This window comes from Sorangium sp. So ce327, from assembly GCF_051530205.1.
Classification (GTDB): Bacteria; Myxococcota_A; Polyangia; order Polyangiales; family Polyangiaceae; genus Sorangium; species Sorangium cellulosum_B.
Genome location: NZ_CP150330.1, coordinates 12,882,529 through 12,900,664 on the forward strand (window position 1 = coordinate 12,882,529; position 18,136 = coordinate 12,900,664).

Consider the following 18,136-nt stretch of genomic DNA (forward strand, 5'->3'; position numbering starts at 1 on the left):
TGTTTGGTGAGATATATTACGGTTCTGAGGAGCCGCTCAATGGGGCGAGCGCTTGAGGGGGGCCGCGGGCCCGACGACCGCTTCGCGGTCGGATTGTCCGCCTACCGCCGCCAGCTCTTGAGGCGCAGCGCAAGAGCTTCCCGGGCGATCCGAAGTCTGGACGCCGCGGTGCTCGGGTTCATGCGGCGGCGCTTGGCGTACGCGACGAGGCTCTCCGGGTCGTCCACGGAGAGCAACGCCTCGCGTTGCCAGTCCGGCAGGCCGGCCACGGCCTCCAGCACTTCCCGCGCGGCGACTTGCGCCTCCAGATCGGGAGCGACGGGCTCGCGGAGCAGACCAAGGGGCTGCTCGCTCAAGACGGCGCGCCTCGCCCACGCGCTGTTGATGTGATGCGCAGCCGTACGCCACGCGACTCCGCGCAAGAACTTGCGAAGGGCATCGCGGGGCCGGTCCCCAGGGTCGGGCCTGTACATGCCGCGCTTCACCGAACGCCACGCGCCGAGCAGGATCTCTTGCTCGACGTCGGCGCGATCGCGCGCGGGGATGCCTGCAACCGTGGCGCGCACGATGTCGCGCTCGGCCATGATCGCCTCCATCGTCGGCTTCTTCTTGGGATGTCGTGCGGCAGGCGGGCTCTTCGCCACCTTCCGCGGCTTCGTCACCCGGACCTCCCGCACGTCGGGCAGCGGTCCGCCGCTGCTAGGCCACCGAGCAGCTGCTCCACGGTGATGCCTGCTGCCTTCGCGGCGCGCTGCGCGGTCGCTGGGGAGCCAGCGTCGCGCCCACCGGCGATGCCCTGGAGGGTCACGGGCGACATGCCCATGCCCTCCGCGATGTTGCGCCAAACGGAAAGCGCCGCTCGACGTTCACGTCTACGATCGTGTCGTCGACGACCACGACCACGACCACGTTCACGACCACGACCAGGACTACGACCACGACCACGACGGCGCTGGTGACTGCTGGGGGTCGGGCTTGGGGCCCTGAATGCGCTTGGTTAACACCGATGCGGGATCGTCCTCGGTTTCTGCGTCGACAGGCGCGCCCGGATCTGCTGGAAGTAGGGAAAGGAAACGGCGGCGGGTGGGCGCACGCTCTGCCGCGCTGGATCGGTGGAGGGCGCGATGGCGGACTGGGATCCTGCGCAGTACCTGAAGTTCGAGGACCAGAGGGCGCGTCCTGCGATTGACCTGCTCGGCCGGGTCGACCTCACCGCGCCGGGCGACCTCGTCGATCTCGGGTGCGGGGCCGGCAACATCACCCGCCTCGTGGCGCAGCGCTTCCCGGGCCGGGGGCTCCTCGGGGTCGACAGCTCTCCGGAGATGCTGGCGCAGGCGCGCGCCGCGCTGCCCGGGGCGCGGTTCGTCGAGGGTGATATCGCGCGCTTCGCGCCGTCCGCGCCGCCCGCGCTGATCTTCAGCAACGCCGCGCTGCACTGGCTCGACGACCATCAGGCGCTGTTCCCGGCGCTGCTCGGGCGGCTCGCGGCCGGCGGCGTGCTGGCGGTGCAAATGCCGAGGAACCACGGCGCGCCGTCGCACGCGGCGATGGTGGAGGCGAGCCGGTTGCCTCGCTTCCGCGACAAGCTGGCGGCGGTGGTGAGGGAGAGCCCGGTCGCGGCGCCGGCGGCGTATTACGGGATGCTGGCGCCGCACGCGGCGCGGCTCGACATCTGGGAGACGGAGTATCTGCACGTCCTCGAGGGCGCGAATCCGGTCGTCGAGTGGACCAAGGGGACGGCGCTGCGGCCGCTGCTCGCGGCGCTCGATGAGCACGAGCGGGCCGAGTTCCTCGAGGAGTACGGCGGCCGGGTGGCGGCGGCGTATCCGAAGGCCGCGGACGGGAAGACGCCGTTTCCGTTCCGGCGGTTGTTCCTCGTCGCCACGGCGCGGTGAGCGCGGCAGCCGCGCGGCTCAGCGCGTGTACTCGATGGCGCCGACGCCTTCGGCCTCGGGGAGCACGGTCACGAGCGCCTGCGCCCCGACGGACGCCGACGAGAGCGAGGAGCGGACGGCGACGAGCCATGTCCGGTCGCTCCTGCGCGCGACGAGGATGGCGCAGCGCTCGCCCTGGGGCGTGCCCGCGCGCGCTTCGGCCTCCTGGACCACGCGCGCCGCGGAGGCGTCGCAGCCCTGGACGTCGAACTTGCGGTTCAACAGCGCGGTGAGCGCCATGCTCGCGGCCTTCTTCGCGGTGACCTCTTCGGCCGTCGGGGCCGCGGGGGGCGGCGCCGGGGCGCACCCGGCGGAGAGCGCTGCGAGGAGGGGTATCCACTGTGCGATGGGGCGTGTCACGGCGCTGTCCTATCGCGGCGGCGCGGCCAGGGGAAGCTCTCGTTGCGCGGGGCTGCTTGGCGCCGGCCTGCACGGTTGAGCCGCCGCGCGTGGAGCGACACGGCGACTTACGTGGTTGAACAATGGTTCATTTCGCTCATTTGCGCTCATGGGAGACATGGCTGGAGGCGTGCGCGCAGCTTGCCCACCTCCTCTCGGCCGTGGCGCACGGCAACGGACCGAACGGCCTCGCCGTGGTCCAGTCCGCGCTGGGGGCGCTCGGACGGCTCGACCACGAGCACGCGGCGGTGTACTTCCAGATCGTCTACAATGCGTTGCGTGAACCCATGCGGAGAGCCCTGGAGGCGCTGATCATGGAGCGGCAGACCGAAGGCAAGGCAACTTTTCCCCCGTTCGCCCAGCAGCTCATCGAGCGTGGCCGGATCGAGGGCAAGCTCGAGGGCATCCGGGAGGGCAAGCTCGAGGGCATCCGGGAGGGCAAGCTCGAGGGCATCCTCGAGGCCAAGCGCGACGCCTTGCTCCGGCTGGTGACGCGCGCAGGGATCGCCCTCACCGCCGACCATCGCGAGCGCATCCAGGCGTGCAAGGACCCTGCGACCCTCGATCGGTGGGTCGATAACGCACTCGAAGCAAAGGACGCTTCCGACGTGCTTTCCTGACGAGCGGCGCTGCGCCCGATCGGCGCGGCGCAGCCGCTCTCCTCGCCAGAGCAGCTCTTCGTCCTCGATCCGCCGCGCCATCTGGAGCGCTCTCCCACCCGCTCCCGCTCCCCGCAGCGGCCGCCGAGAGGTGCGCGACCTTCTGGGCCACCGAGGCGAGCGAGCCGTGCTCGGCGACGAGCCACGCCACGTAATCTCTCCAGGAAAAGCCCGTTGGGGCGGCGTGTCCGGAATCGTGTCCGGGTCCTCCGGTCATCGCGACCGCAGACTACCCGCAACGAATTCAAGGAGAACGCCGATGTCTTCCCTCACTCACTACCTGGTCATCGATCTCGAGGCGACCTGCAGCGACGACCCCGCTTTCCCCCGCGACGAGATGGAGATCATCGAGGTCGGCGCCGTGCTCGTCGATGCCGCCACCCTGCGACCCACCGCCGAGCTGCAGTGCTTCGTGCGCCCGATCCGACACCCGCGCCTCTCGGCGTTCTGCATGCGGCTGACGAGCATCCGCCAGGCGGACGTCGACGCCGCCCCGCGCTTCCCCGCGGCGGCGGCGCGGCTGAGGGAGCTGGTGCGCGGGAAACAGGCGCTCTTCTGCTCCTGGGGCGGCTACGACAAGCGGCAGATCGAGCGCGACGCCCGCCGCCACGGGGTGGCGCTGCCCTTCGGGGGCGATCACCTCAACCTCAAGCGGGCCTTTGCCCGCCGCCTCGGCGCCGAGCGCGAGCTCGGCGTGGGGCAGGCCCTGCGCCGGGTCGGCCTCTCGTTTCAGGGGACGCAGCACCGCGCCATCGACGACGCCCGCAACATCGCGCGGCTCCTTCCGCACGCGCTGGGCCTCGAGCCCCACCCCGCCGGCGCTCCCGGCAGCCCCGCCGTCACCGGCCCTCCGGCGGCGCCTCCGGGGCCTCCGGCGCCTCCAGCGCCGCGAGGAGCGCGGTGAGCCCCTTCTTCAGCGAGGCCATCTGCTTCTCCCCCAGGGCTCGCGTGAGCTCGTCCTCCAGCTCCTGCAGCACCCCGAGCCCGTGGAGGAGCATCTTCAGCCCGTGCGGCGTGAACCGCACCCGCTTCGCCCGCCGGTCGTCCGGGTCGGGCGTCCGCTCCACAACGCCCGCCGCCTCGAGCTCCTCCACGAGCTGACCCACCGCCTGCTTCGTCACGCCGGCGCGCTCCGCCAGGTCGATCTGCCGCGTGCCCTCGAGGTCGATGTACGGCATGAGCGCCGTGTGCGCCCGGCGCACGCCGGTCGCGCCGCGCCGGACGACGCGCGCCACCGCCCGCTCGTCGAGCAGCCGCGCCGAGCGGAGCAGGAGCTGCCCGAGGCTCACGCGCTTGCGCCGCTCGAGCTCGGCGACGTCGCATGGATCGAGGTTGTGCTTGGTCATGATGGTCAACTTGCTTGACTAAATGGTCAAGCTGCTTTACCAATTGGAGCATGCTGCGACGGCTCGATCAATCCCTCTGGGTTGCGGAAGACACGTTGAAGGTGGGGTTTCTCCGGTTTCCGGTGCGATCTCCGGTCGTGCGCCTCGAGGACGGCGGGCTGCTGCTGTTCTCGCCGCTCCCGGGCGTGGAGCGGGAGGCGGACGAGATCCGCGCGCTCGGCGAGGTGCGGGCGATCGTGGCGCCGAACCTGCTGCACCACCTCGGCGTCTCGCCGGCGGCGCGGCTGTTCCCGGGGGCGCGGCTCTACGGCGCGCGGGGGCTCCGCGAGAAGCGCCCTGACGTGACGTTCACCGGCGCGCTCGACGGCGCGCCGGACCCGGTCTGGTCCGCGGAGATCGACCAGCTGGCGGCCTTCGGGATGCCGAAGCTCGAGGAGACGGTCTTCTTCCACCGGCCGAGCAGGACCCTCTTCGTCTGGGATCTCTGCTTTCACATCGCGCAGAGCGAGCACCTCCCGACGCGCCTCTTCATGCGCCTGAACGGCGCCTACGGGAGGTTCGGCCCGTCGCGCATCGCGCGCTCGATGATGCGCGATCGCGCGGCGGTGCGCGCCTCGGTGGAGCGGATGCTCGCGTGGGCGCCGGAGCGCATCGTGGTGGCGCACGGCGACGTCGTCGAGCGCGGCGGTCGAGACGCGCTGCAGGCTGCGTTCGAGCGGGTGCTCTGACGTCCCTGACGTGGAGCGGCGCGCGGGCGCCGGTGCGGTAGGACTGTGGCCTGGCCATGAAGATCAGGAAGGTCCGGTGATGGGCGCCCAGGTCACCCTGCTCGGCCTGGATTTCGGCTCCACCACGAGCTGCGCCGTGGCCGCCTCGGCGACGCTCACGCGCGCCGCGGGCAGCGGCCGGGTGGAGCTCGGCGCGCTCGAGGAGCGGTACCGATCGGAGATGGCGCTCACGCCCCTCGCCGGCGACGCCCTCGATCTCGACGCCGCGGCGGCGCTCCTCGATCGCTGGCTCGCCGAGGCGGGCGTGGCGCCCGGGGCCCTGTTCGGCGGCGGGGCGATCATCACCGGCCTCGCCGCCCGCCGGAGCAACGCCGACGCGCTCGCCGCGCTGATCCGCGCGCGGGTTGGGGACGCGCTGCTCGCCGTCGCCGAGGACCCTTGCCTCGAGTCCTGGGTGGCCTTCATGGGCAGCGCCGCGCCCCTGTCGCGCGCGCGCCCCGGCGAGCCCCTCGTCAACCTCGACATCGGCGGCGGCACCACGAACATCGCGCTCGGCCTGGCCGGCGAGGTCCAGCGCACCGGCTGTCTTCTCGTGGGCGCGCGGCACGTCGCGCTCGACCCGCGCTCGCGCCGCCTCCGCGCCCTCTCGCCCGAGGCCCGCGCTGCGTTCGACCACCTCGGGCTCCACCGCGGCCCGGGCGAGGTGCTCTCGCAGGCCGAGGCCGAGGCCGTCGTCGCCTTCTACGTGGAGCTGCTCGAGGCGGCGATCACGGGGCGCGCCGGCGCCTTCGACACGCCCGCGGCCGCGCGCCACGTGCAGGTGCCCTTCGCGCTGCCGGAGGGGATCGCGGCGCCCACCCTCACGTTCTCCGGGGGCGTGGGCGAGCTGATCTACGCCGGCCTGGCCGGGCGCCCCCTGCCCGAGCCGGCTCACCACGGCGATCTCGGCGTGGACCTCGCCCGCGCGATCCTCGCCTCGCCCCGGCTGAGCGCGCGGGTGGCGACGCCGGCCAGCATGGGCAGGGCCACGGCGTACGGCCTGCTGCGCCACGCCACCCAGCTCTCCGGCGCGACGCTGTTCCTCCCGCGCCCCGAGCGCTTGCCCCTGCGCGACCTGCCCATCCTGGCGCGCCTCTCGCCGGCCTCGTCCGACGCCGAGCTCGATCACGCCGTGGACCTCTTCCGCCGGAGCACCCGCGGCGGCGCTCTGGAGATCGCCCTCGACGACGTCTCGGCGGCCACCCTCAAGCGCCTCGGCGCGCGCATCGCCGGCGCGCTGCGCCGGGCCGGATCGATCCCAGAGCACCCCCTCGTGCTGCTCACCGCGCAGAACGCGGGCAAGACGCTCGGGGGCTACGTGACCGGCTGGGGCGCTCTGCCGATCGACCTCCTCGTCATCGATGAGGTGCAGGCGCACGGCGCCCGGTTCGTCCAGGTCGGCCGCCTGTGCGATCAGATCCTGCCGGTCTCGTTCTACGGGATGACGCCATGACGTCGCTCGGCGAACCTTCCGTGAAGGGAGGAGCGCGCCGTGAAGGAACCGACCCCGCTCGATCGGATCGAGGTCCCTCGCCCCCGGACCGACGTCGTCTACGCGGCCCGCCTGCCTGGCCACGGCGGCTCGTTCCGCGGCTTGAAGCGGCTCCTCGGCGCCGCCGACTGCAGCAAGGCCGGCGATCGCCAGGCAGGCCTCGCGGCGAGCGACGACGCGGCGCGGGAAGCCGCGCGGGAGCTGCTCGGCGAGCTGACCCTGGAGCACCTCCACGATCACCCGCTCACCGGCGCGCGGGGCGAGATCGACGCGGTGATGCGCGTCAATTACGACATCGACCGCGACGCCTTCGCCCGGATCGCCTCGCTGCGCCTCGGCGAGCTCAAGGACCACCTGCTCCGCGCCCCCGGCCCGGAGGTGGCGCGCGTCGGCCGCGCCCTGACCGGCGTCATGGCCGCGGCGCTCGCCAAGCTCTGCGACGTGCACGAGCTCGTGTACCTCGCCCGCAAGATCAGCCGCCCGACCCGCGCCCGCACGCTCCTCGGCGCCCCTGGCACGCTCGCCTCGCGCCTCCAGCCGAACCACCCCACCGACGATCTTCGAGGGATCACCCTGCTGCTCTACTGGGGCCTTTCCATCGGCGCCGGCGACGCGCTGCTCGGCGTCAACCCCGCGTCCGGCACGGTGGAGACCACCGCCGCGGTCCTCCGCCACCTCGACCGCATCCGCCGCGCGACCGGCGTCCCCACGCAGATCTGCTGCCTGTCGCACCTCAAGGTGCAGCTCGCCGCGCTCGACCAGGGCGCGCCCGTGGAGATCCTCTTTCAGAGCCTGGCCGGCACCGAGTCCTGCTGTGTCACCGAGTTCGACGTCACCGTCGATCTCCTCGACGAGGGCTATCGCCGCATGGCCGCGCGCGGCCCGCTCGCCGGCCAGGCCGAGCAGTTCATGTATTTCGAGACCGGTCAGGGCAGCGAGCTCACGTACGGCAAGCACGAAGGCATCGACATGGCCACAACCGAGGCGCTCTGTTACGGCCTCGCCCGCCGCTGGGACCCGTTCATGCTCAACAACGTCACCGGGTTCATCGGCCCGGAGACGCACCTCGACGACCGCGAGATGATCCTCGCGAACCTCCAGGACCATTTCATGGGCAAGCTCCTCGGCGTGCCCATGGGCATGGCCCCTTGTTACACCCTCCACGCCCACGTCACGCTGGAGGGCCAGCAGATGGCGACGCAGCTGCTCACGGCGGCGGGCGCCAACTACTACATGGATGTCTGTCTCAACACCGATCGGATGCTCGCCTATTTCGACACGAGCGGGCATGACGTGCAGACGCTGCGGGAGATCCATGGCCGCGCGCCCGGCGGCGAGTTCCTGGAGTGGGCCCTCGCGCGGGGCATCCTGGCGCGCGCGGGGGAGGGGCAGGGCGAGGCGGGCGCGATCACCCGCGGGCCGCGCTTCGGCGACGTGCGGCAGTTCTGCCCGGACGAGGCCGAGCTCGCCGAGCTGCTCGCGGCCACGCCCGCCGCCTACGGCTTCGCCACCGCCGGCCCGCGCCCGGCCAACGCGGTGAGCCGGCGCGGTCGCCGCGACGAGGCGATCGCGCGGGCGGCGCTCGCCACCGAGCTGCGCGAGGACGAGCTGGCCCGCGTCGCCGCGTTCCGCCTCATCTCCACGACGGCGGCCAGCAAGGGAGAGCACCTCGGCTCGGCCGACGCGGGGGCGCGCCTCGCCCCGGAGAGCGCCGCCCGGCTCGCGCCGGAGGAGGCCGAGGTGCAGATCGTGGTCTCGGACGGCCTGAGCGCCGAGGCCGTCCACCGCAACATCCCTGATCTGCTCCCGGTCCTGCTGGACGGCCTGGGGGCGCGCGGCGTGACCGTCGGCCAGCCGCTGCTCGCGCGTTACGGCCGGGTGAAGCTCGCGGAGGCCGTCGCCGAGCGGCTCGCGGCGCGGCTGGTCGTCGTGCTGCTCGGCGAGCGCCCGGGCAGCGGTGAGCTGGCGTCGAGCAGCCTCTCGGCCTACCTCGCCTACCGCCTCGCGCCCGGCGCGGACCAGGAGGCGGCCGCCGCCTTCAGCGGCAATCCTGCCATCGGCTTCGAATACACGGTGATCTCCAACATCCACGCTGGCGGGCTGCCCGCCGCGGAGGCGGGGGGCGTGATCGTCGAGAAGGTGTTGGCGGTGCTCGCCCGCCGCGCTGCTGGCAACCGGCTGGAGGCGTTGCTCGCCGGCGGCGTCGCTTGAACCGGGCGCGCAGGCCGGATCGCCCTACCACTGCCTTGGCAATAGCGAGCCAAGTGCTCGAATTCCATCCTGGTGACGCGCCGCCGCTGGAGCATCTCCTCGAATCGGGCGTCAGGCGCCAGCCCGGTGAGGTGGGCGTCGCGTTCTCGGTCAGGCAAACGTCCACTCACCAATCATCCATGATCTTGTGTCAGCGACGGTCCTCGGAGCAGCGGAGCCTCGTGCGCTGAACCCGGCGCAGGCAACGGCTACGTTCCTGGTGAACCCTGACCTGCCGATTTTCGTGCGTCACGCGCCGCGTGGGCGTGTCCTTCAAACGAAGAGAGAGTATAGAGAGGACCCAGGGATGCAAATCCGGTGGATGACTTCGGTCCCGCTCAGCGTCGCGCCTGGGCAGGCGCTTCAAGGACGTCCCGTTCGCCAACCTCGCTCCTGAGCTGGTGATGGGGCGCCGCCTCACCGCGCAACCTCCGGCAGGATGAGCGAGCCATGGAGGGCGTGACCTCCAGACGAACAATCTGCGCGTGAGTTCTTGGGCAAACGATGCCCGGATCAACATGGTCAACGCCACGAGAGGGAAGGGGCTCATGACGCTGTCAAAGTTGTTCACTCTTGCAGCGGTGGTCGCGGCGCTGCTGTGCGCGCGGAGCGCGAGCGCCGCGCAGTCATGCGTGTTCTACGCCTCGGATTCGATTTACTACAACACTTCTACCGTGAGCGAGGATGTCTACGCCTACGGGCCGATCAGCTTCGTGTGGGAGCCGGCGACGGACAGCGTCCTGGGTGGCTATTATACGGAGCAGGTCGTCTATTACGACCCCCTGGAGACGTACTTCAACGACATCACCTCCGGCGTCATTCTCGGTCCGTTGGACCCGACCCAGGGCCCCGCGCTGGACATCTCGATCCCTTCGATGTCGTTCTCGTGCACCGTCCCGGTCAGCGATGACTTCTCGCTCGAGGACGGGACCATCACGGGGACGAGCTCTGCGGCGATCTTGCAGGGCTACCTGGACGGCCCTTTTCTGATCGAGGCGACCGGCACTGTCGTCTGCAACTGAGCTGGGCCAATCAGGTCGTGAGGTCGATTTCGGAAGCTGATGGGACGGTGCATCGTGCATAGTCGACATTCCTCGCGCCGTCTCCCAGGTGCTCGGCGTCCTGCCAGGCCTGCTCGCGCTGCGCCGGGCCATCGCCGAGCAGCTGCAACAGCACGATATCGCGCTGCTCGACCGGCTCGGGACCTACGCGTTCGCCGCCTGGAACGCGCACCTCCTGTGGCTGTCCAGCGGAGGTGCCGAGAACGCGCTGAAGCCGCTCCTCACCGAGGCGGCCGCGCTGCGCGAGAACCTGCTGGGCGATGCCGAGGCGCTAAGACGGCGGCGACCGAGGCGGAGGTGAAGCGCGCCGGAGAGATCGGACCGCAGCTCCTCGCCGCCCTCGGCGTGCGGGAGCACGGCAAGGGGCCCGGGCCGACCGAGGCCGCGGACGAGCGGGCGCGCCGGCCGCACCGGAGGCGGCGCCCGAGGGCGCGCCGCTCAGTGGCTAACCCTGCGAGTCAGAAATCCCGCCAGGATTTCTGTGATGACGAGGCGGAGGCGGATGAAATATCAATAATTTCAATCTGTTCTGTCTGATTCGCGGCCGGGTCGCTCGCTGGCATGGCCCAACGTGGGCCCAATGAATAGGCGTTTGCGGGACTGCGCCGGGACCTCGCCGCCGCTGCTGCTCAGGCGCAGTCCCGCAAACGCCTATTCATTCTGCGCTCCCGGTAGTTCGCCGCGAACTACCGGTGTACGCGCCCGGAAAGAACATCAAGCGATGTCGCGGGGTTAGGTGTTTTTGGAAGCGTCGCTGAGGGGCCGAAAAACTGGGAAAATGAAGGGCTCGATTTGGTAGTTCTGCGCGCCCCTTCCGCCCCGCGCGCGGAGGTGACACCGAGGCGGGCGCCGGGACCGGCTGCGGCGTCGGGCCGCGATGGCGCCCCGAGGAGGTGCGTCCGGCTGAGGAGCCCCGGCACCGGCCGGCGCCTCGTCAGCCGCTACGAGCACATCTTCGCCTGATGTGCGCTGCTCCTATCGGGGGAGGGAATCGCCTCGACGCGGTCGCCGTCTTGCCCTAACACCATGCGGCCATCGTGGTTCCAGCCGATGCCGCCCTTGTCCGGCGGTTCCCGATCATGGCCAACGCCCTCCAGCGTGAGCTGGTCCTCGTCGAGGTAGCCAATGCCGATCGGGTCGCCGCCGTACCTGGGCTGCCGTGGCGCGTCCCGATCACGCCGTCGTGCGAGCTGACCTCCCGTACCAGCGCAATCCACTCAATCTCGGGTCTTGCAAGGCTCAGCCGAAAACCGCGCTCGTGGTCGTCGAGGCAGTGTGCGCGCCGCCATGCACGCGTTCACGCTCGGTTGCCCTCTCCTCGTCGCGACTTCATCGTGGACGGCCAATAGCCCCTCGATGAGCGAAGCTGTGGCGCCCGCCGTGTGTACGCCGAACAGGCACAGAGGCATTCATGAATGCCTCGATCTCGGCATGCACGGGGCGGCTCAGCATGAGCGCAGCGCTTGACGCGCGCTGCAGCGTCGTGGCACTGCTGTTCGCCGGGGAGGCTGCGATGTCGCCAGTTCCGCGTTGTGTGCACCGGGCATTGATCCCGCTCTGGATGTTTCTCGCTTGCGTGCTCGGGTCGGGCGGGTGCTATTGCGCCTTCGGCGAGCCGCTTCCGGAGCCGCCTGGCCTCGTTGCCTGCCGGACGCAGCGCGCGCATGCCCCAGCCACGTCCCGTCCCGCGCCGGAGGTCGAGACCGTCGCCGCCGGCACCATCCCCGGGGCGTTTTCCATCACGAGCACCGGTGAGGCCGTGTACACGATGGACCTGGCCTCACCGCCCTCGCGCGCGGGCATGGGTCCTGGGCTCCAGCTCGTCTACCGCAGCGACGGCGGCGACGGCGTGCTCGGCAACGGCTTCTCCATCACCGGGCTGTCCGCGATCACGCGATGTCCGAAGAGCCTCGCGCAAGACGGGGAGATCCGCGGCGTGCGGTACGACGGCGACGACGCGCTCTGCCTCGACGGCCAGCGCCTCGTCCCCGTGGGAGAGGGGCCGGGAACCATCGAGTACCGCACGTTCCCGGATACGTTCGTGAAGGTGGTCGGTCACTACGCTCCGGAAGGCGGCGGGCACGCCGAGGCGCTCTTCTTCCAGGCCTACCTGCCCTCTGGCCGCGTCGTCGAGTACGGGCGTACCGAGGGCAGCAAGCCGCTCGCGCGAGGCGGCGTCGCGCGCGCGTGGCTCGCGAACGAGGCCCGTGACGGCCGCGGCAACGCCATGACGTACGCATATTGCCTCGCAGAGGCCGAGGACGGCCATGCGGCCGAATATGCGGTGGACGAGATCCGCTACACGAGCTTCGAGGGCACGCCGTCGCTGGAGGCTTCCCGGGCGGTGCGCTTCGTGTACGGGACCAAGGACTCGGCCGCGGTTCGTACGGGCTACTCGGGCGGCATGGCGCTCCAGCGCTCGCTTCGCCTGGAGGAGATCCAGATGCTCGGTCCGGGCGACGCGCTGGTCCGAAGCTACGGTTTCCGCTACGAGCTGAGCCCGACGACGAGCCGGACGCTCCTCACCCAGGTCGAGGAGTGCGCGAGCGACGGGGTCTGCAAGCCTCCGACACGGTTTCAGTACAGCCGCGGAAAGCCCGGATTCGAGCGGCTCACGACGGACATCGCCAAGCCGGTCTCCGAGAAGGCGAGCCCGATGGTGTTCGACATCGACGCCGACGGCATCGACGATCTCGTGATTCCGGACATCGTCCCGGGGTCCAGCACGCCGTCGCATCCGATCACCACGTGGCAGGTGGCGCGCAACCTCGGGCCCAGCGCCTCGCCGTCCTTTCTCGCGGCGCCGGAGCGCGCCTTCCTCGAGGATTGGCTGTTCGTCGCCGATGCGGATGGACCGTCCGACCCGGCCCTTCTTCAGCCCGAGCTCGGGACGGTGCTCGATTACAACGACGATGGGCAGATGGACGTCTTTCTCCACGACGTCTTCGACACCAGGACCACATGGCACGTGCTCCTGTCCCGGCCGGACCGGACCTTCGCGCTGCATGACACGGGCATCCGCCGGCCGTTCCCGCTCGGGAGCACGCCAAGACCGCCGAGCCTGAGCAGCCCCGTCGCCTCGGTGCACCTCGCCGATCTCGACGGCGACTCGGTGCCGGATCTGATCCAGTGCCAGGACCACGTCGAGGAGCTGGTACCGGATCCGCGGTCCACCGTGTGGACCGTCCACCTCTGGAGGCCCGCGCGCGGCGCGACGCCCGCGGGGTTCGGCCCCACGGGCGAATCGATCGAGGTGCTCAGCGCCTATCCATGCGATGTGGAGCTCCACACGCTCGACATCGACGCCGACAGCAAGATCGATCTCGTCGTGCCTTCCCTGATGTTGTGGAATGACGGGACGCCCCTCATCGGAGAAAGCTACGAAGCGATCATGCGCCGGGGCGAGGGGCGCTGGGAGCTCATCGACACCAAGCTCCCTGTCGTGCGGCGCGGGGGCCGCGTCGTCTTTCTCGACGTCAACGGCGACGGCCTGCCCGATGCCGTCGAATCTGGCAACAGCGACCACCAGCTCTATACCTACCTCAACACGGGACCGACGTTCGTGATGTCGCCCTTCCGGACCGTCGACGCGTTCAGCTTCGGCGATCTGCTGGGGGCCCCGGATCACGACGCGCTTTTCCGCCTCGCGGTGCCGCTCGACTTCAACGGCGATGGACGGCAGGATCTGCTCATGCCCGTCCCACCAGGCATGCTGCTGAGTGGCTCCAATGTCCTCCCCTCCTGGGGCGTCCTGCAAGCGACGGGCGACCTGGCGGGGCCGCCGTTCAAGCTCGTCGATGCAGGGGTTCCTTTCGAGGCCAAGCTCGGCGACGCGATCACGCTCGCCGATCCGCGCGGGCCGCGCACCGGCGATCTCGACGGGGACGGGGCCCAGGACGTGATCCTGGCGCTCGGCGGCGTGTTCAACGTCTTCCAGAACCTCTCGGCCGACCAGGATCTCCTGGTCGCGGTCTCTGACGGGATGAACGCGCACGAGCCGACCGAGCCGAGCTTCGTGCCCAACGTGAGCATCTCGTACGGCCACCTGACCGATGCGCCGGTCACGAGCGGAGGCGCGGAGGAGGATCCTGAAAGGAGGAGCGCGCTCTACGTCGCGCGTTCCGGCGCGGCGGACGACTGCGGCTATCCTCGGCGTTGCGTCGTCGGCCCTCGCCGGGTGGTCAGCGCGTACGCGCTCAACAACGGCGCGGATCGAGCGAGGCGCTTCGAGGTCGGCTACCGCGACGGGCGCTACCACCGGCTGGGCCGCGGATTTCTCGGGTTCGGCGAGCGGATCGTCACCGACCTGGATACGGGGGCCGTGACGATCGACGTCTACGACCACGGCACCTTCGACGACGAGCTCCAGGTCTTTCCCTTCGCGGGGAGCGTCCAGCGGACGCTGCGCGGGGCTCCGGGGCTCGCGAGCCAGCCCAGGCCGGAGCAGATCGAGCTCTCGTTCAGCGACGTGACGCGGACGCTCGTGCCGACCAACGACGGCGCCACGTACTTCACGCTGCCCACCGAGCGCCGGGTGAGGCGAGCGCAAGGGGTCTATCCGCCCCCGAGCGGCGCGACGCCCTCCGTCGAGGCGTACGTGCGGGAGATCGAGCGTGGCGGCGACGGCGCGACGCTGCTGCGCGACTCGGTATCGAAGGTGACGGACTTCGACACGTTCGGCAACGTGCGCGCCGAGGAGATCTCGACGGAAGACGTCGACCTGACGCTCGAGGTCACGCGGTCGTTCAACAACGACACGGAGCGCTGGGTCCTCGGCCAGCTGGAGACGCAGAAGGAGTGCAGCGCGGCGGCGGGGATGTCGCAGTGCAGGACCCTCAACCGAACGAACACGATCCACGGCGAGGTGGAGACCGAGTCCACCGAGAGCGACGACGGCCTGCCGGACACGAAGCTGAAGCTCACCTATGCGCGCGACGCCTTCGGGAACATCACCGGCGTCACGGCGGAGGACGCCTTCGGGCACAAGCGGCCATTCAGCACGGGCTTCGACGAGGAGGGCATGTTCCCCGAGAAGTACGTGAACGCGGCCGGGCACACCACGCTCCTGGAGTTCGACGACGCGCTCGGCGTGCTCCTCAAGCGGGTCGATCCGAATCAGCTGGTGACGATGTGGGTGCACGACGGCTTCGGGCGGCTCGGCATCGAGAGGCGCCCGGACGGCACGACGACGACCGTCACCCTCGCTCGCAGCAAGGAGGGTGGCCCGGAGCAGGATGCCTGGCGGGTGAGGCAGCGGAGCATCACGACCGGCGGTGCCGACGATACGGTGGAGTTCGACAGCCTCGGCCGCCCGATCCGATGGCTGGGACACGGGCCCGAACCGGAGCCCTCGGAGGGCTCGGGCGATGCGAAGCGCATCATGCAGGAGATCGGGTACGACGCGCTGGGCGAGCACATCGCACGGCGCTCGGTGCCGGTCAGGGAGGACACGCCCGAGAGCGCGATCCTGTACGATCGCTACGAGTACGATGCGGCGGGCCGCGAGGTGCGCCGTACGACGCCGTGGAACGCGGTCACGACGACGGCGTACGATGGCCTGCAGGTGCGCGTCACCGACCCGCTCGATCACGTGACGGTGACCGAGCAGGACCCGCTGGGGCGCATCAAGACCATCACCGACGCGGCCGACGGGATTACCCGCTACGCGTACGGCCCCTTCGGCCTGCTGCACACGGTCACCGATCCGGGCGAGGCAGTGACGCGCACGACGCGCGACGCGTTCGGCCGTGTCCGGCAGCTCGACGACCCCGATCGGGGCACGACGGTCTCGATCCATGACGGCTTCGGCGAGCTGATCTCGTCGACCGACGCGCTCGAGCGAAAGGTCACGTGGACGTACGACGCGCTCGGTCGACCCCGCTCACGCGTGGACCAGGACGGCGCGGAGAGCCTGACGACCACCTGGACATGGGACACGGCGGCGCACGGCGTCGGGAAGCTGCACACGCTCGCGAGCCCCGACGGGGAGAAGACGTACGGGTACACGGGCCGTGGCCAGCTCGACACGATCGCGCTCCGCATCGACGGCGAGCGCTCTCCCCTGGAGGCCAGGCTCGGTTATGACGACCTCGGCCGCGTCGAGACGATCACGTACCCGGCGCCTGCCGGCGCGACGCCGCTCGTCGTGGCCCGCGAACGCGACGCGCACGGGCATGTGCTCGCCGTGCGCGACAGCAGAACAAACCTCGCCTACTGGCGCTTGGCGGGCGTGGACGACGCGGGGCGCTTCCGGGAGGAGGTGTTCGGCAACGGCGCCGTCACGGAGCGGAGCTACTTCGCGGACAAGCAGCGTCTGAGGCACATGGCGACGCAGAGCGGCGCGGGGGAGGTGCAGGACCTGGACTATGGGTTCGACGATCTCCTGAATCTCACGCGCCGCACCGACGCGCTCCAGCCCGAGAACACGACGGAGCGCTTCCGGTACGATCCGATCCAACGGCTGACCTGCGCGTACTTCGGCGATCTCGAGAGCGCGACGGCGCCCTGCGCGCTCCGCTACGACTACCACCCGAACGGCAATCTCACCTTCAAGTCGGACGTCGGTGACCTCTCGTATGACGACCCGCTGCACCCGCATGCGATCACCGGCGCGGGTACGGACACCTTCGCGCATGACGCCGTCGGGAATCAGACCGCGCGGCCCGGCGGCGCGACGGTGCGTTATACGCCGTTCGACCTGCCGGAGCAGATCACGCAGGGCGCGAGCACCATCACGTTCGGCTACGACGGCGACCAGCAGCGGATCCGCAAGACCACGGCGGAAAAGGAGACGCTCTACTTCGGCGATCTGTACGAGCGGGTCACCGAGGCGGCGTCAGGCGCCGTGGAGCACCGGTACCACGTCCACTCGCCGGAGCGCGTGGTGGCGATCGTGACCCGGGGAGGCTCGGACGACGGCACGCGCTACGTGCATGTCGATCACCTCGGCTCGATCGATGCGCTCACCGACGAGGACGGCGACGTGATCGAGCGGCGGAGCTACGACCCGTTCGGGCAGCGCAGGAGCCCCGTGTGGGGGGAGCGCCCGCCTGCGTCGTTCCCGAGCGAGACGACGCAGGGATTCACCGGGCACGAGAGCGACGACGAGCTCGGGCTCGTGAACATGAAGGGCAGGATCTACGATCCCAGGATCGGACGGTTCTTGACGACGGACCCGATCGTTTCGATTCCGTCCTTCGGGCAGAGCTGGAATCCGTACAGCTACGTGCGCAACAGCCCGCTCAATCACGTGGATCCGAGCGGCTTCCAGGAAGAGCCGGTGGAGCCGCCGATCCTGCCGGTCGACTCGGTGGTGCGCCCGGAACAATACGCCGTGGAGCTCTTCTACTCGCCGCCGAAGGCAAACCAGCCTGAAGACGGGCCGCGCGAGGCCGTGGAGGTCGGCGCCACGACGGCGCCTATCGACGTGGGCACGACCGGAAGCTCGTCCGGGTACGTGCCGCAGCCGGTGACCGTCTCGCCGGAGCACTCGGGCGTCGGCGGCCCGGGCACCGTCGTCGGCCAGACCTTGCTGGGCGCCGCGGAGGGGACGCGCGACCTCGGAGCAGGCATCGGGCGGATGCTCGTCCTGAACGCGCTGACGCTCGGGATGTACAGCGGCTACGAGTTCGCCAGCGCGATGTGGGACGGCTACGACGAAGACGGCCTCGTCGGCGCGCTCAACGCCGTCAACCCGCTCTACCACATCGGCCGCGGCGCGGCGGACACGGCCCTCGCCATCGATCGGGATGACTATCGGACAGCGGGGGCGGCGGGGACCAAGACGGTGGTCCTCGCCGCGGCCACCGTCTTCGGGATGGGAAGAGGACTGGGGGCGGCGGAGGAGGCGGCAGTGGCAGGAGCCGCAAGGGCGGGTACCTATGGAGGCTTAAGGGCTGCCGGTGCCAAGGACGCACATCATGTGATTCAGGACGCCGCCGTTCGTGAATTGCCTGGATACAGCCGCACCACAGCGCCCGCCGTTGAGCTTTCTGGACCATCGACGCGTGTCGGTTCTCCACATTACGCCGCGACTCAGGTTCAGCGTCAGCTTGGGGGCGGCACCTACGGCGCAGAACGCCGTATCGGATACAAAGCGCTTCGACGCGCAGGAATGTCGCCGAACGAAGCGCGCGCACTCATCGAACAAGCGGACGTGTACTTTCAGTCGATTGGTGTCACACCAACGACGCCAACCAGGATCCCCGGAAGTCGTTAGCGAATATGAT

Annotated in this window: 12 protein-coding genes; 9 read left to right on the plus strand and 3 right to left on the minus strand. The window is 70.3% G+C overall.

The window, feature by feature from the left end; genetic code table 11:
- Positions 1-101: 101 nt before the first annotated feature.
- Complete coding sequence (locus tag WME95_RS48275) at positions 102-596, minus strand: RNA polymerase sigma factor (RefSeq protein ID WP_437911106.1); 495 nt, start codon at positions 594-596, stop codon at positions 102-104.
- A 528-nt stretch (positions 597-1,124) separates the two neighbouring features.
- On the opposite strand from WME95_RS48275, the gene tam reads away from it, so the two are divergent.
- Complete coding sequence (tam, locus tag WME95_RS48280) at positions 1,125-1,895, plus strand: trans-aconitate 2-methyltransferase (protein ID WP_437905918.1); 771 nt, start codon at positions 1,125-1,127, stop codon at positions 1,893-1,895.
- A gap of 18 nt (positions 1,896-1,913) precedes the next feature.
- Here the strand turns inward: tam and WME95_RS48285 are convergent, their stop codons facing one another.
- Positions 1,914-2,294 carry a hypothetical protein gene (locus WME95_RS48285; protein ID WP_437905919.1) on the minus strand — a complete coding sequence of 127 codons (381 nt, stop codon included), beginning with the start codon at positions 2,292-2,294 and terminating at the stop codon, positions 1,914-1,916.
- Positions 2,295-2,434: 140 nt separating this feature from the next.
- Between WME95_RS48285 and WME95_RS48290 the strand changes: the two genes are divergently transcribed.
- Both WME95_RS48290 and WME95_RS48295 read left to right on the plus strand, forming a co-directional pair.
- Entirely contained in the window at positions 2,435-2,953 is a 519-nt protein-coding gene (locus tag WME95_RS48290) for a hypothetical protein (protein ID WP_437905920.1), read from the plus strand.
- 298 nt (positions 2,954-3,251) lie between these two features.
- Positions 3,252-3,896 carry an exonuclease domain-containing protein gene (locus WME95_RS48295; RefSeq protein ID WP_437905921.1) on the plus strand — a complete coding sequence of 215 codons (645 nt, stop codon included), beginning with the start codon at positions 3,252-3,254 and terminating at the stop codon, positions 3,894-3,896.
- Here WME95_RS48295 and WME95_RS48300 read toward each other — a convergent pair.
- Positions 3,832-4,338 carry a MarR family winged helix-turn-helix transcriptional regulator gene (locus tag WME95_RS48300; RefSeq protein WP_437905922.1) on the minus strand — a complete coding sequence of 169 codons (507 nt, stop codon included), beginning with the start codon at positions 4,336-4,338 and terminating at the stop codon, positions 3,832-3,834. The genes WME95_RS48295 and WME95_RS48300 overlap by 65 nt on opposite strands.
- Before the next feature lie 50 nt (positions 4,339-4,388).
- Here WME95_RS48300 and WME95_RS48305 point away from each other — a divergent pair, with 50 nt between their 5' ends.
- The 6 genes from WME95_RS48305 to WME95_RS48330 all read left to right on the plus strand — a co-directional run bounded on the left by WME95_RS48305 (position 4,389) and on the right by WME95_RS48330 (position 18,126).
- Positions 4,389-5,066: a DUF4336 domain-containing protein gene (locus WME95_RS48305; protein WP_437905923.1), complete on the plus strand. Its 678-nt coding sequence runs from the start codon at positions 4,389-4,391 to the stop codon at positions 5,064-5,066.
- Between the two features lie 79 nt (positions 5,067-5,145).
- A complete protein-coding gene (locus tag WME95_RS48310) occupies positions 5,146-6,558 on the plus strand; it encodes an ethanolamine ammonia-lyase reactivating factor EutA (protein ID WP_437905925.1) in 1,413 nt (470 codons plus the stop codon).
- A 39-nt stretch (positions 6,559-6,597) separates the two neighbouring features.
- Positions 6,598-8,808, plus strand: coding sequence for an ethanolamine ammonia-lyase subunit EutB (eutB, locus tag WME95_RS48315; protein ID WP_437905926.1), 2,211 nt, complete (start codon positions 6,598-6,600; stop codon positions 8,806-8,808).
- 524 nt (positions 8,809-9,332) lie between these two features.
- On the plus strand, positions 9,333-9,869 hold the full coding sequence (locus WME95_RS48320; RefSeq protein WP_437905927.1) for a hypothetical protein: 537 nt from the start codon (positions 9,333-9,335) through the stop codon (positions 9,867-9,869).
- Positions 9,870-9,957: 88 nt separating this feature from the next.
- Complete coding sequence (locus WME95_RS48325; RefSeq protein ID WP_437905928.1) at positions 9,958-10,209, plus strand: hypothetical protein; 252 nt, start codon at positions 9,958-9,960, stop codon at positions 10,207-10,209.
- 1,212 nt (positions 10,210-11,421) lie between these two features.
- Positions 11,422-18,126, plus strand: a complete 6,705-nt coding sequence (locus WME95_RS48330; RefSeq protein WP_437911107.1) for an RHS repeat-associated core domain-containing protein — start codon at positions 11,422-11,424, stop codon at positions 18,124-18,126.
- The last annotated feature ends 10 nt before the right edge of the window (positions 18,127-18,136 follow it).